Annotated in this window: 7 protein-coding genes and 1 pseudogene; all 8 read left to right on the top strand. The window is 52.6% G+C overall.

Features of this window, described 5'->3' with window-relative positions; genetic code table 11:
• Window positions 1-43: 43 nt before the first annotated feature.
• The 8 genes and pseudogenes from AK95_RS19165 to AK95_RS19130 all read left to right on the top strand — a co-directional run bounded on the left by AK95_RS19165 (window position 44) and on the right by AK95_RS19130 (window position 15,675).
• Window positions 44-1,156, top strand: coding sequence for a copper amine oxidase N-terminal domain-containing protein (locus tag AK95_RS19165; RefSeq protein ID WP_071221485.1), 1,113 nt, complete (start codon window positions 44-46; stop codon window positions 1,154-1,156).
• Window positions 1,157-4,981: a DUF5704 domain-containing protein gene (locus AK95_RS19160; RefSeq protein WP_235613157.1), complete on the top strand. Its 3,825-nt coding sequence runs from the start codon at window positions 1,157-1,159 to the stop codon at window positions 4,979-4,981.
• Window positions 4,982-5,005: 24 nt separating this feature from the next.
• Complete coding sequence (locus AK95_RS19155; protein ID WP_071221484.1) at window positions 5,006-5,488, top strand: hypothetical protein; 483 nt, start codon at window positions 5,006-5,008, stop codon at window positions 5,486-5,488.
• 14 nt (window positions 5,489-5,502) lie between these two features.
• Window positions 5,503-5,769, top strand: coding sequence for a helix-turn-helix domain-containing protein (locus AK95_RS19150; protein WP_071221483.1), 267 nt, complete (start codon window positions 5,503-5,505; stop codon window positions 5,767-5,769).
• 13 nt (window positions 5,770-5,782) lie between these two features.
• Window positions 5,783-13,012 carry a helicase-related protein gene (locus AK95_RS35235; RefSeq protein ID WP_071221482.1) on the top strand — a complete coding sequence of 2,410 codons (7,230 nt, stop codon included), beginning with the start codon at window positions 5,783-5,785 and terminating at the stop codon, window positions 13,010-13,012.
• Between the two features lie 120 nt (window positions 13,013-13,132).
• A pseudogene (locus AK95_RS19140) lies at window positions 13,133-13,881 on the top strand (Rpn family recombination-promoting nuclease/putative transposase).
• A gap of 100 nt (window positions 13,882-13,981) precedes the next feature.
• A complete protein-coding gene (locus AK95_RS19135) occupies window positions 13,982-14,929 on the top strand; it encodes a DUF3991 and TOPRIM domain-containing protein (protein ID WP_071221481.1) in 948 nt (315 codons plus the stop codon).
• 380 nt (window positions 14,930-15,309) lie between these two features.
• Window positions 15,310-15,675 carry a plasmid mobilization protein gene (locus tag AK95_RS19130; protein ID WP_235613156.1) on the top strand — a complete coding sequence of 122 codons (366 nt, stop codon included), beginning with the start codon at window positions 15,310-15,312 and terminating at the stop codon, window positions 15,673-15,675.
• The last annotated feature ends 6 nt before the right edge of the window (window positions 15,676-15,681 follow it).

Below are 15,681 nucleotides of genomic sequence, written 5' to 3'. Positions count from 1 at the left end.
AAGTTTTTCCAGTCCTGCACATTTTCTTTAAGGAGTGAGGCAATTGAAAAGAAAGTTAGTACCCCTACTCATTGTGACACTTTTCGGAAGTATATTCAGTTTGACGGCAAGCGCGGCCAGTAAACCGCCAGCCTTTGTCAGCGTCGTCATGGACGGCAAAAAAATCTGGTTTCCCGACGCGCAAGCGTTTATTGATGAGAACGGGCGGACGCTCGTCCCGGTGCGTTTTGTCGCCGAATCGCTCGGAGCCAAGGTCGGCTGGGAATCGAAAACGCAGACCGTTCCGATTACGAGAGACGATCAATCTATCGTTCTGACGATTAACCAGAACGTTGTACAGGTAGATGGCGAAGCGGTCACTTTGGATACGAAAGCCATCCTGAGCGGCGGTCGGACATTTGTACCGCTCCGTTTCGTCAGCGAAGTGCTGGGCGCTTTGGTGGATTGGGACGATCCGACAGACACCGTGGTTATCAAGACCAGCGAAGATAGCGCAGCGCAGACCGATCAATGGGGGCGCTTGATTCGCACGACCGACTTGCCGAAGAACGCGAGTGATTATCCATACATTCTTGCTGACGTTCCGAATGAGATGTACGAGATGGATTATCCGTACTCCCGTCCATCGAACAGTAAGGTATCATCTGTCCTTTATTCAACGATACCTGAATTCAACAAGCACAATGTAGACATTTGGATGGGGCGGCTAAAAACGTTCGGCGCACTCTGGCTCAATGTCGATTACAACACGATTGATGATGCGTGGGCGCAGGCGGTGTTTGCCACTAAAGTACAAAGCTCCGAAGCCGAGTTGAAATATATACGCCGCTACGTGGATTGGGTTAAGGAAAACAGAATTCAAATCGAAGGCTATCTTGACCCTGAACCATCTATGATTTATCGAAATGGATTCGGGGACAATTTTGTGCGCTCCAAGTTCAGGATTAAGTTTGTCTCCTACAAGGAAAGCAAAGATCTGCTTTACGACGAATGGTTCCCGAAAAAACAAACGTTTGAGAAAGGTGTTTGGTACGAAGGTTATACCGATATTTCTTTGTCAACCAACGTTGGAGGGGATTGGGGCAGCACGTTGAAGGTCAGTCCGAGTGGCAGTTTGTTTTATCATCATGTCATCCGAAAGGCGGCTTCGGAATAGATGCGTAAAAACAACTTCATGAAAATTGTGTTGAGCGTGCTGCTGGCATGCTCTTTTTTATTTGGCTCCCTGCCTACTTTTGCGGCGACACCTGATGTCAGGACGGAGAATGGCGCTATCACTTTCAAAATCACTAGCACGGCAGCAACCTCGTCCATCCGCTACAGAACGGTAGGTTGGACGGTGCGTCGTGACCAACTCTGCACGAATACGTCATCTAAGCAATGTGGCGATCCGCGTAGCGGCAGTCATGCTTCATTCTTAGATCAACAAGTGCGACAAGTCGGTCAAGAGCCGAACCAACCAATTCCCGGTGAACCACTTACGACTTTTTACGAAGTGAGCGAAGCGCTGGTAACAGAAGGCATGTGGCAAGCAGGGATGGGTGACATCAAGGACAACGACGACCTGTACTTGTACGCGATCATGGTATCCATCGACGGCAACGGAAATGTGCGGAAAGGCCCATTTTACACGCTGAACGAAATTAAATACGCTGAACCTTGGGCGCACCCGGATGATCTCGATGATTACTTCGGGATTCACGTCCCCTATCGCAGCGCTAATTTTCCTGTCGATGTCGTTGCGAAAACGGTAAGTGGAGAGGTCATTCAGCAGCCGGAGGTCACGTTCCATAAGGGCGACTACAAAGTCGGCGAAACGATCAATCACGAGTTTCCTGCGACGATTGAGGATAACGGGAAAACGTATAGTATTGTTCGTTCCTACCTATCGCCGAAGCAGGACTTAACGCAGAAAAATTGGTTGCAGGAAGATCCCGATACGAACCCGAAGGTGCGAACGCGAAGCTTTACGGTGGCGCTCGGGGGAACGGATGCGATTGCCGAATACGCTGAAAATAACCCGGTGAAGGCGATCTATCAGAAGGAAGATGGTACGAAGCTCAAGGAAGTCGATAAAGGCGTCTACGAGACTGGAGATGAAGCGAACCATACGTTCGAACCGCAACTCACATCTGGAGGCCAGATATATGAAATCATCCGGTCTTATATAACAAACAACAATAAGCCGGACGAGAAGCTGTTCATACAGGAAAAAGGAGACGCGAAGCTGCGCGAACGCTCCATCCTGGTCGGCGCTGGCGGCTCCAACTTCGTCGGCATCTATAAAATCCCCTCCCCGATCACGGTGACATCCCGTATCGACGCGCCAGACAACGTCGATGCTTCGATTACGACAGTGAATGGGGATTTTATATTTGAGGCAATGTCGTCAACGCCGCTCAAGTCGTATGAGATCACCAAAATAGAGAACGCAACATTCGTTACGCCGAGCGACAAGTCTGGCTCGCTCAGCGGACTGACAGCGAGTAAAACACTACCGATCAAAATCCCGTTCAACTCCGGCTCTAGTGTGACCGTCAAAATTACCGTCGTCGTGAAAGATGCGAACGGTAACAGCGGGGATTCCACGTCGGATCATACGATACACAAAGGCGACAGTGGCGGCGGTACTTCGCAACCCGGCACGAGCCAGCAAGCCGAAGCGATGGACGCAGGCGCTTCCGCCGTCATCAAAGCGGATACGCGCGGCGCGGAAAACTTCGATGTGCTGCAAGGCATTCCGACTTCGGAGAGCCTGTACGCGAATGTATTAGCCAAATCGTACCTGTACCGCAACACATTCACGGAAACGAAGGGCACGAAGCAATACCCCATTCAGGTAAGCAAAACATATACCCTTACGTGGACGGAACCACGACCTGGCCCACCGGATGACATGGGCAATTCGACTACGATCTTTGTTCCGCGTTCCGCGACGCAAACGGTCACGAAAAATTATGCGATTGAACGCAAGTACAGCTTCTGGACGATTCAAAATCTCGAAGTGTACGGTCTGCAAAAGGCGACGGTCGCCAATTACGCGTTGCCCTCTGGAACGGTAACGCTCCAGCCGAGCGGCTATTCGCCTCCAGCGGTATCCGCCGCACACGATGCAACTCTTAGCGCACATGTGACCGACCCGGTTTACTCGAACGTGACGCTCTCAGGTCAGACGATATCAGGCGGTTCCAGCCGCCCTTCCATTCCGAACGAGGATTGGAAGTCCAATGCGGAAAACGCCATCGGTAAAATCAAAGTGAAAAACGATTCGCTCGTGTTTAACGGCAGTACGGTGATGGATAATCGGACAGTCGAGGAAACGGCTCCAGCACCCGGAACGATTCCAGCTCCTACCGTGATCGGTCAGAATGTGCTGTACGGCTCGGGATATGTCATTGACGCTGGAAAAGCGAATAAAGCCAGTCAACCTAGCACAGGCATGATTTATTATACACTCATTAAAGGCATTGGCGGCGGTGACAACAAGAGCTACCCGATCAATGGCATCAACCCGGTGACGGTGCATACGCCCGTTGTCAATCAGGCATCCATATCCGACGATCAGGCGCATAACCAGAAGACAACGCCGACAGCCGGACGAGCCGCGCTTATTTTGGATAGACCGTTCACTATTACCATTCCAACCAGCGGCGCACACAAGGACATCAAGGGCTACGGCAACCGGGACTATGCCAAATATGTACGCGACAAGCAGGTGAGGTTCCCGTTCGATGTATACAAGGCTGACCATGCAACCTTGGTTCCGAAGGCCACCTGGACTTCGATTCCTGTCGGCCAGCTAACGACTACTTTTTACATGCCCGTTTGGGTGGATGAGGGAAACTATGATGTGTTGTTCCGCACGTTTGCCGAAAACAGTCCGGCTTCATTCACATCACAACCTAATGCCAATCTGGACTTAGCCCATCATGTGGCGACGCAGGTTGTGGCCGTCGAGGTTATAGGCCGTCTGTTCGACTTCCGTATTACCGATATCGCCGACTACCAGTGGGAAACGGTGTTCAGAACGGCGACAGGCAGCGCGACTCCGACCGGAAATAGCTTTTGGGTTGGCACAAAAGGGATCGACGGCGCGGCGCGCGGCAATACGGCCCCTTACGTGCTGCCGATCCGGCCGGGCAGTCACCCGGAGAGTGGCAAGAAGAACGTCGCTGTCAAAACGGGCTATCACTTCAAATTTGAAGTCAAAACGCTGGGCAACATGTTTGGCGCGGGCGACGGCGTGAAGGTTACGCCTACCTTTTACTTCGTTGACAAGCTGGGCAAAAACCGGCAACAGGTGGACTTGTACTATCATTCGGGCAACGAGCGGTTTATTCGGATTGGCTCCACGGAGGATACCGAGCAGCGGCTCGTGACCCTGGACACCCGTTTGCGCAATGTGCCGCAGCAAGAGCTAACGAATACGGCTAGCTCGCTCTGGAAGCTGAACGGTTCCTCGGGCAGTCAGGCGTCGTATATCCAGCAAGTTTTGAAGGACGCCGCTCAAAAACGGATTTACGTAGGCGGCTACGACGGTATGCTGTTGCCTCCGCAGATTCGGACGTTTATCGGCAGCTTGCAAGTGCCGTCCGGCATCGACACCACGCGGGCCAATGCCTCGGTGCAGCGCTGGTTTGGCGAGTATAGTCTTCCCGCTGCTCCCTATGCAGTGCCAGCAGGCATGAATCTAGCCGAGTACGGACGCACCCACCGGCTGGACGACAATGCGCCGATCTTCCTGCGCGACGGCTATATCGTGGTCAATTTCAACATCGAAACCATTCGCAATAAGGATGTCGGCCACCCGCATTTGCAGTACAAAAATGCGCCGCTTAATAATCAATGGCAGATGGAGGGTTATGGACGCAGCTTTGTCGATCCATATAGGGCGACGTTCTCGCTACTGGATGGCGATGTTGTGTTTTACCATGCCGATTTGTCCAGCTACGATGATTTCGGAACGGGAGGCACTCACTAAATTCACCAGCCGGGAGGAATAGAGATGGAGAAGCTTCAAAGCGCCGCACCCGAGGATGCGGCTTATTTTTATTCCGGTTCTGCCGAGGATAATATACAGCGTGGTTGCATCGGCCATCTGCGCGGCGATTTCGGCCGCTCGGGTGAGGAGTTTTGGGTGTCCTGGTTTACCCGGAGTTCTCCTTTGCAGACCCCTGCTTTTGAAGCGGAACTGGGGAAGGTCGTTCAAGCCATTGGAAAACAGGGTGTGCTTAAAAGCCGCAAGCAGATGCTCAGATTTTGCAGTAAGCACCCGGAGGCTCTCATCCCCGGTGGATGGAGTAAGGATGTGTACGGTTTTTGCATGCAAACACAGGAACATCGTTACTATTTGCGCTGTTTTCCCTTTGCCGGAGATTATAATTTTTACTTGTATTGCTATGCCCGCCCCGAGCGTCTGACGGAACAGCATCGGCAGCAGCCTTCAACTCCCGCCGCGCCAAAGAAAAAGCCGGAGCCGGAACGATAGGAGGACGTACTTCTATGAATGATCTCGCCCGTTACCGGCTGCTGGCCGGCGTATCGGTTCCGCCTGCTGCGAAGCTGCTGTACAGCTATTTGCTGGATCGCGCAGGCGGACGAAACGGCACGGTACTGCTTTCATCCAGACGGCTTGCGGCAGAGGTGGGTCTTTCCGCTTCTGCTGTCCGTCGCAATCTGCATCGGCTTCAGCAAAACGGACTTATCCGGCTCACGCCCCGATATTCCGAGGAAGGCATTCGCCTGACGAACCAAATTACCTTCGTATGAGGAGGTGCGACCTTTGACAGCCAAGTTGCAGCGAGTGGCCGAGCTTGCCGCCAGTACGGCCCATGCGGTTTCGGATCACCCCGAGCGCTGGGCCGATTTTCTGCGGACGGCGGCCTGGAACTATAAGTATCCGTTTCAGGATCAACTTTTGATCTACGCGCAGCGTCCCGATGCTACAGCCTGTGCTTCAATTGAAATATGGAACAAACGGTTAAACCGATGGGTAAAGCGCGGCGCAAAAGGCATCGCGCTGATCGAGGATCGGGGCAGTCATTTGGGGCTGCGTCATGTCTTCGATGTGTCGGACACGCAGAGCCGAAGCCGACAACCCGTCTCCCTGTGGCGCATGGAGGAGCCGGATACGGAGGCCGTCATCGAAACGCTGGAAAATGCGTTTGGTAGTGAACCGGGGCCGGGGATGGAACTGGTCGAAGTGCTGTTGACCGCTGCCCGAAACGCGGTGGAGGATCACAGCGCCGACTACGTGCGGATGCTGGTAGCCGAGCGCGACAACAGCTTACTGGAAGAACTGGATGAGCCGCATGTGGAACTGTTGTTCAGAGAAGCCGCTCAATACGCGGTCGCCTTTATGGCGCTGACACGCTGCGGATTGGAACCCTCCCATTACATCAGTGTTGACGATCTTTCCGGCGTCGGTTATTTCAATACACTCCCTGCACTGTCACATTTGGGCGCGGCGATCAGCGACGTGGCTGAAACGATGCTGCGCGAGATTGAATCCACCGTTCGGGCGATGCACCGCGACGAGCAGCGAAAAAAAGAGCGTCAGGCGAGCCGTACCGTTGCAAGGCCAGAATCCTTGCCGCACAATGAAGCTAAAACACGCGAAAGGATGATGGAGCATGGAACTGACCTACACGCCGAGCGGGGATTACCTGCTGCCCGACCTGACGCTGACCGAACCGATGAGCATCGGGAAATATGGGATGTTGCGCAAGACGTTTCTCAAGGAGGAGCGGAAGGGAACCTACGCTCACCTGATGCTGTCGGAGCAACTGACCCGGCATCTGGCGGACATCGATCGGACAGCGCGGGAGCAGATCGACCTGACGATGCAGGAACTGATCCGGCAGCATCCGGCCCCGGACAAGGCGACCGACCCGATGGGCTGGACGAGTCACATGAACAGCCTGAAACAACAGGCCGAGGAACTGATTCTCACGGAACTGATCTATCACTAAAATGGTACGACCGGGAAACGGAGGACAGAAGTCTTCCGTTTTTTCATGACCAAGCGATCATCAACGATATGCTTCGCGCCGCGCCGCTTTCCGAGAGCAAGGCGGCTATCGAAGCCTTTTTCGACGTGCATAAGGAAGATCGGGAACGAACGCTGTATATACGCAGTCTGTTCCCTCCGGGAATTACGGAGTTAACACTAGATGATGACATAAAGGCCGGTTTTGAGCCGTACCGCAACGTACTGCATCTTTGGACGGGATCGACAGAGCATCGGACGGCGCAGAGCTTTTACGATTGGTCGGTTATTGCCGGACATTTTTCCAGCATGATTCTCCTTAACGAGTTTGATCCTGCTCATAAATCGGTGCCTTCTATTCAGCAGCAAACATTATGGATGAAGCAAGCGGAGGACGAAAAAGCCTCCGCTTTTTCACTTCCTCAAGCGGCCATCGACGCTGTTCTGCAAGGTGGAAGTGGTTTTGAGAACGGAAAGCTTCGCATCGCGCTATTTTTTCAACAGTCGTTATCGACGCAGGAGAATGCTGTTTTTCTGAAACGGGAATATGGCACTGGCGGACGCCTCCCTGCTCTGATCGGCACCGATATTCATGAAAATCACGATAGTAAGGGAATTACGCTGACACGCGGTTCCATTATGAACCCGGATGTTCGGGTTGTGTTGCCGTGGATCAAGGTGCAAAAGCGCATTGGCGAGCTGCTGGTAGCGAACCGCTATCTAAACCGCCAGGAAGAAGAACGATTGCCTGCCTATGCCGAGCAGCAGGAGGAGAAGCGCAGGCAGCGCGCGGCGGAAAAGACGGAACACAATCTGCCGCTATCGGAATTGCAGCCGGATGAATCACAGCAAATGCCCAACCGGGTTCGGGCGCACTATGGGTATACCGAGGGCAGCAAAGTCTTTATCGGTGCGGACGAATACGAAATTGCGCAACTGGAGTCGCGAAAGGTTGTGCTGCAGGACGTTCAATTTCCGTTATTCATGCAGGAAATGAATCGCCGGGATTTCGAGCGCATGCTGCGCGAGAACTCGCTGAACGATCATCTGATTTCCGGCCAGCGGGAATCGGATTCGGAACAAACGGAATGGGACACGGAACTGGTGGACGAACCGGAGCAAGCGGCACATGATGAGGGGGACAGGATATCTCCCGTTGCTCCTTCCGCTGCCACGCCCGAGATCGAGATCCGGCGTGAATCGGCACCGGCCAACAACTACCGGATCACGGATAACGAATTGGGACATGGCGGCGCGAAAACCAAGTACAAATGGAATGTGGAATCGATTCGGCTGCTCGGGCAACTGGAGAAGGATAACCGTCAGGCAACTGCGGACGAACAGGCCGTGCTTGCCCGTTATGTGGGCTGGGGCGGGATTCCGCAAGCATTTGATGATGAGAATCCGCAATGGGGAACCGAATATGCGGAGCTGCGAGATTTACTGGACCAAGAGGAGTATGCGTCCGCCCGCGCTTCTACATTGAATGCCCATTACACATCTCCGGTCGTCATCAATGCAATGTACGAATGCCTGGAGAGTATGGGCTTTCGCAGCGGCAACGTTCTGGAGCCTTCATGCGGCATTGGAAACTTTTTCGGCTTAGTGCCGGAGTCGTTTGCCAACGTTCGGTTGTTTGGCGTTGAACTGGATAGCATCACCGGACGCATTGCGCGGCAGCTCTACCCGCAGGCGTCGATTGCCGTCAGCGGCTACGAGCAGACCAGCTTGCCGGATAGCTTTTTTGATCTCGCCATTGGCAACGTACCATTCGGCGGCTACGGCGTAGCGGATAAAAAATACGATAAGCACAAGTTTCTGATTCACGACTATTTCTTTGCGAAGACGCTGGATAAGGTTCGTCCAGGCGGCATTGTCGCCTTCATTACGTCGAAAGGGACGATGGACAAACAAAACCCAACTGTCCGAAAATACATCGCAGAACGGGCCGCGCTGCTTGGTGCGGTACGGTTGCCTAGCAATGCGTTTCTGGCCAATGCTGGAACTGAAGTGACCGCCGACATTTTGTTTTTACAAAAAAGGGACCGTATGGTGGCGGTAAGCGAGCAAACCGAGGAATGGCTTGCGCTAGGTGAGACAGCAGACGGTGTTCCAGTTAATGCTTACTTTGCAGCTCGCCCCGATATGGTGCTTGGCACGATGGCCTTTGACGACCGGATGTACGGCAATCAGCAGGAAACGACCTGCCGGCCATACCCAGACGCTCCTATGGGCGAGTTGTTGCGCGAGGCGCTGGCAAACATCCATGCGGAGTGGGTCGAGTTGGAACGGGACGAACAGCCGGAGGAGGAGGAAACCTCCTTGCCTGCCGACCCGTCCGTTCGTAATTTCAGCTTTGCGCTGGTCGAGAGACGTATCTATTTTCGGGAAAACAGCCGAATGCGTCCGGTTGAAACATCGGCAACCGCGTCCGGCCGCATCAAGGGCATGATTCAGCTTCGGGACACGGTGCGCGAACTGATCGAATACCAAACCGAGGATTACAGCGACGAAGCGATAAGGGAGCAGCAGCGCAAGCTGGATACGCAATATGAACGGTTCACAGCGCAATACGGCCTGATTAACAGTCGCGCCAATAGCCTTGCCTTTTCGGATGACAGCTCGTACTTCCTTCTCTGTTCGTTGGAAGTCATAGATGAAGAAGGACGATTGCTACGCAAGGCGGACATGTTCACGAAGCGTACCATAAGGCAACGCGCCAACATCAAACAGGTGGATACGGCTTCGGAGGCGCTGGCGGTTTCCATCGGTACGAAAGCTCGCGTCGATCTGCCGTATATGGCAGAGTTGACCGGACTCGCGCAGGAACGGCTTGTGCAGGAGCTTCGCGGCGTGATCTTCCCGAATCCTGAAAATCTGGACGAAGAAGGACAACCGATATACGAAACAGCGGATGCGTATCTATCGGGCAATGTGCGTGAAAAGCTGCGTGCTGCCAAACATTTTGCGGCCTATGATGCCGAGCAGTACGCTGAAAATGTTAGAGCGCTGGAAGCCGTGCAGCCGAAGGACTTGGACGCTTCCGAGATTGATGTACGACTGGGCGCAACCTGGCTACCGCCGGAAGTTATTCGGGCATTCATTTTCGAACTGGTGGATACGCCGTACATGTACCAGTCCGCTATCAACGTGATGTATTCTGGCTACACAGCAGCCTGGAACGTCAAAGGCAAAAGCGATGATCGCAGTAACAATATTAAGGCAAATGTCACCTACGGTACGAATCGCATCAATGCGTACAAAATTCTCGAAGATACGCTGAATCTGCGGGATGTTCGGATATTCGATACGGCCGTTGAAAACGGTGTGGAAAAGCGGGTGCTGAACAAGCAGGAAACGGCTATCGCACAGCAAAAGCAGGAAGCCATGAAGGAAGCGTTTCGGGACTGGATATGGCAAGATCCGCAGCGCCGGGAGCGGCTCACGCGACTGTACAATGATCGGTTCAATTCCATCCGTCCGCGCGAATATGATGGAAGTCATATTCGCTTCACCGGAATGAACCCGGAAATCCGGTTGCGGCAGCATCAGGTCAATGCGGTTGCCCGAACGCTCTATGGCGGCAATTCCCTGTTTGCCCATTGCGTCGGCGCGGGCAAAACCTTTGCGATGACCGCCGCAGCCATGGAAAGCAAGCATTTGGGCCTGTGCAATAAAAGCATGCTGGTTGTCCCTAACCATCTGACCGAGCAATGGGCGGCGGAATTTTTGATGCTCTATCCGTCCGCGAACGCGCTGGTCGCCACCAAGAAGGATTTTGAAACGAAGAACCGGAAGACGTTCTGCGCACGGATTGCCACCGGCGATTACGACGCGATTATTATCGGCCACTCGCAATTTGAAAAAATTCCGATCTCGGCGGAGCGCCAGCGGCAGCAGCTTTACGAGCAAATATCCGAAATCACAAGCGGCATCCGCGAGCTAAAGGAAGCCAAGGGCGAGCGGTACGCCATCAAGCAGCTTGAGCGGACAAAGAAGACGCTGCAGGTCAAGCTGGAGAAGTTGAGCGACGCGAGCCGTAAGGATGATGTGGTCACCTTCGAGGAACTCGGCATCGATCGATTATTCGTCGACGAAGCAGACTCGTATAAAAATCTGTTCCTTTATACGAAAATGCGCAACGTCGCCGGGCTGTCGCAAACCGAAGCGCAAAAGTCATCGGACATGTTTGCCAAGTGCCGCTATTTGGATGAATTGACCGAAGGACGGGGCATTATTTTTGCCACGGGTACGCCGATCTCCAACTCCATCACCGAAATGTACACGATGCAGCGCTACTTGCAATACGAGCGACTGCGCGGGCAAGGCTTGCAGCACTTTGATTCGTGGGCTTCGACATTTGGCGAAACAGTTACCGCCATCGAATTGGCACCGGAAGGAACGGGCTATCGCGCGAAAACGCGGTTTGCCCGTTTTTATAATTTGCCGGAGCTGATGAATGTCTTTAAGGAAGTGGCGGACATTCAGACAGCGGATATGCTCCAGCTTCCGGTTCCCAAAGCCCACTTTCACAACGTCGCTGTTCCGCCGAGCGATTTTCAGCGTGAGATGGTCGCGGATCTCGCCAGCCGCGCCGAACTGGTGCGAGCGAAGCGAGTAGAGCCGCATGAAGACAACATGCTCAAGATCACCAACGACGGACGCAAGCTGGCCCTCGATCAACGGCTGGCAAACGCCATGCTGCCCGATGACGAAGGCAGCAAAGTAAGCGCCTGCGCGGATAACGTCTATCTGCAATGGGCCGACAGTCGGGAGCAGCGGCTCGCTCAGCTGGTCTTTTGCGACCTTTCCATTCCTAAGCAGGACGGAACCTTTAATGTGTATGACGAGCTGCGGCGAAAACTGACGGAGAAAGGCGTTCCGGCAGAGGAGATCGCCTTCATTCACGACGCCAACACGGAGATAAAGAAAAAGGAACTGTTTGCGAAAGTACGAACGGGGCAGGTTCGGGTGCTGCTTGGATCGACGTTTAAGATGGGCGCGGGAACGAACGTCCAGACCAAGTTGATCGCGCTTCATGACCTAGATTGTCCGTGGCGTCCGCGCGACCTGGAGCAGCGCAGCGGGCGGATTATTCGGCAAGGCAACCAGAACAGCGAGGTTCACATCTTCCGCTATGTCACAGAGAACACGTTTGACGCTTACCTTTATCAAACGCTGGAAAACAAGCAACGGTTTATCTCGCAGATCATGACCAGTAAATCGCCGGTTCGGTCTGCCGAGGACATTGATGAAACGGCTTTGTCCTATGCCGAAGTCAAGGCGCTGGCGACCGGCAATCCGTACATCAAGGAGAAGATGGACCTCGACATCCAAGTGTCGAAACTCAAGCTGCTCAAGGCGAATCATTTAAGCCAGCGTTATGCGCTTGAGGATCGGCTGCTCAAAATGCTGCCGCAGCAAATCAAGTCAACGGAGGAACGTATTGCTGGGTATGAGCAGGACGTGGCCTTGTTCATGCGCGCCCAAGCGTCGGAAAAGGCTAGCAACGACGATTCCCGTTTTCCCGGTATGACCATCAAGGATTACACGTACTCGGAACGTGCTACGGCGGGCGCTGCCCTGCTGGAAGCCTGTAAGGGCATGACCTCTCCCGATCCGCAGGAAGCAGGCAGTTACATGGGCTTTTCTTTATGGCTATCGTTTGATAGCTTTGCAAAGGAATACAAGGTGACGCTGCGCGGCGCATTGGGTCATACGATTACGTTAGGACCGGACGCAGGCGGCAATATGAGTCGAATAAACAATACCTTGTCGGATTTGCCGAATAAGCTCGCCTATTGCCGTGAGCAGTTAGCAACACTCAAGCAACAGATGGTAACGGCGAAGGAGCAGATCGAGGCACCGTTCAAACAAGAACAGGAACTGCAAACGAAGTCCGCGCGGCTCGCGGAGTTAAATGTGCTGCTGAACATGGACAAACGGGAAAACGAAGCCGTGGACAGCGTGTCGGATGAAGAACTCGAGCAGCAGGAACGAAAGACTGTCAATCGTGATCGCTGATCGCTTCATACGTTTACAGAATACGAGCGAGCGTTGGAATGTTCGTTGTTCCGTTTGGAAATGAACATCATTTATGGAATGAATCGAAAATGGTATACTGATAAAGAAGGGGGATTGCCGATGCAGGACTTGCTTGATCCGAGAGTGGATATTATTTTTAAGCGTATTTTTGGAAGCGAGCACAACAGGGATGTACTCCTTGCTTTTTTAAATAGTACATTCCGTGAGGCAGGAGAGCCTCCGCTGACGGAAATTATCTTGCTGAACCCTTATACGGAGCCGGACAGTCCTGACGATAAGCAGTCGATCATGGACATTAAGGCCCGCACCGCCAAAGGTGAGCTGCTGAATATCGAAATGCAATTGTTCAACCCTTATCATATGGAAAAACGAACGTTATTTTATTGGTCTGAGATGTACTATCATCAAATCCCTCGTGGCGGCAATTACAATATGCTTCAGAAATGCGTAACCATTAATATACTGAATTATGACAGTTTGCCGAATGATCGCTACCACAATGTGTTTCATTTGCGTGAGGATCATACGGGAATCTCCTTACTCGATGATATTGAGATCCGTGTGATTGAATTGGCAAAATTGGATAAGAAAAGCATTCAGCTGGATGACGGTGGTCTTGTGAATTGGTTGATGTTTTTAAAAAGTAAGGACAAATCAAATTGGGAGGTGTTGACGATGAAGGAGCCGATGTTGAAAAAAGCCATGGATACGCTGGAATTTTTAAGTCAGGATGCAGCGGCTCGACAGCAATCAAGCTTTTGGAAATGGGGCTGGATGTGAGTGCGGTTTCCGAGGCGACAGGACTGACAGAGGAGTCCGTTCGTGCGCTTCGTCCTCTCCAACAATAAGCGAATTGCCTAATCGAACATGAAAGTACAGGAAGACAGACGGCTCGTTGCGAATCATGCAACGGGCCTTTTCTTTTGTACGCAAGGAGGAGTGGCGACCGTGAGCTATGTGAGCAAAGAGCAAATTGAACGTGCCAAGCAATGGGATCTGCTCAGCTATTTACAATGTTTTGAACCATACGAACTGGTTCGCTGCTCACGCAACGCCTATTCGACCCGAACCCATGACAGCCTAAAAATCTCCAACGGTAAATGGTTCTGGTGGTCTAGGGGGATCGGCGGTCGTTCTGCACTAGACTACCTTATTAAAGTAAGAGGCATGTCGTTTTCCGATGCGGTGCTGCAAATTGACGATAATCCACCTGTTCGCATGGCTCCAGCTACTCCTGCCCTCCAGCAAGATTCTTCAAATGCGCGGCTGGAGCTACCCGAACCGTATGAGACTTCGAATCGCGTCGTCGCTTATCTCTCCAATCGCGGCATTGCTCGCGATGTAATCGATTTTTGTCTCAAAACGGGACGACTGTACGAAAGCCGAATGTACCACAACGCGATTTTTGTTGGGTTTGATTTGCAAGGCACTCCGCGCTATGCGGCGATACGCGGGACAACCAAAACCCGATATATGGGCGAAGCGCAAGGCAGCGATAAACGGTATTCGTTCGCTATACCGGCCGATGACAACGGCATCGAGCTGCATTTGTTCGAAAGTGCAATTGACCTTTTATCCTACTGCACCCTTGAGACAATTGCAGGGAAAGACTGGAGACAATCGCATCAACTGTCGTTGGCCGGGATATACAGCCCAAAAGAAAATAAGGATGAGGGCATTGCCCCGGCAGCACTCACCCACTATCTGCAAAGCTACCCGGAAGTGGAGCGCTTAGTGCTTCATTTGGACAACGATGAGCCGGGCCATTCTGCGGCAGCGATGATTCAACAATTACTCGGCCCAACTTACGCGATTTCCGACGAGCCGCCCATCGGGAAAGACATTAATGAAGACTTGAAGGTTTATCGAAAAAAACGCGAAGAAGCATTTCGATAATTGGATCATCAATCGGTGATGGAAGATGTATGCCGGAAAATCGACAAAAGGAGTATTGACAGTCGGCTCGGAGGTTAACCACCTTAATGTTTCGCGTGAAGACGCTGAGCGATCAGCGTCTTTTGTCGTCTCGATGCCTCTCCCCTTTTTCCCGGCAGGTGCCTTGAAGGGCGACGCGAGACGAATGTCTCGTGTTGCAGCAAGCACTGAATTTGGTCTCCCAAATTCGCTTGTTAGGGGCAAGCCCCTAATACCCCTACCTCAACAACACGCTGTTTTATCAAGAATATAGGTTCCAACAATGACCGGTATTTTTCAGAAACGGCAGAAGCCATTTTGCATTTTCATTCGGGCCATTTCTTTTGAAGAAAGAAGTGAAAATGATGAGAAGACGAGCGGTTCGCATTCAGGTATGGGTGAACAATGATGAAAACGCAAGACTCCAAGCGAGTGCGAAAAAATCCGGACTTTCACAGGAAGGTTATATTCGATCTCTGATTAATGGCTATGTCCCGAAGGCGATGCCGCCACCGGACTATTTCGCGCTGATGCGTGAGCTGCACGCTATTGGCAATAACCTTAATCAATTGGCCGCGAAGGCCCATGCGACCGGTCATCTGGATCGAACAGCATTTCAGCAGGAAGCAGACCACTTGCGCCGCGCTGTCCAGCAGATTCAGCAGGCCGTGACAGCACCGGAACCAAGAACCGAGCCGCAAGGAAATCCTAACGTACATCCACCGTGAAGGGGA

It is taken from the genome of Paenibacillus sp. LC231 (genome assembly GCF_001860525.1).
Classification (GTDB): domain Bacteria; phylum Bacillota; class Bacilli; order Paenibacillales; family Paenibacillaceae; genus Paenibacillus_AQ.
This window is presented reverse-complemented; position numbering and strand designations above follow the sequence as displayed.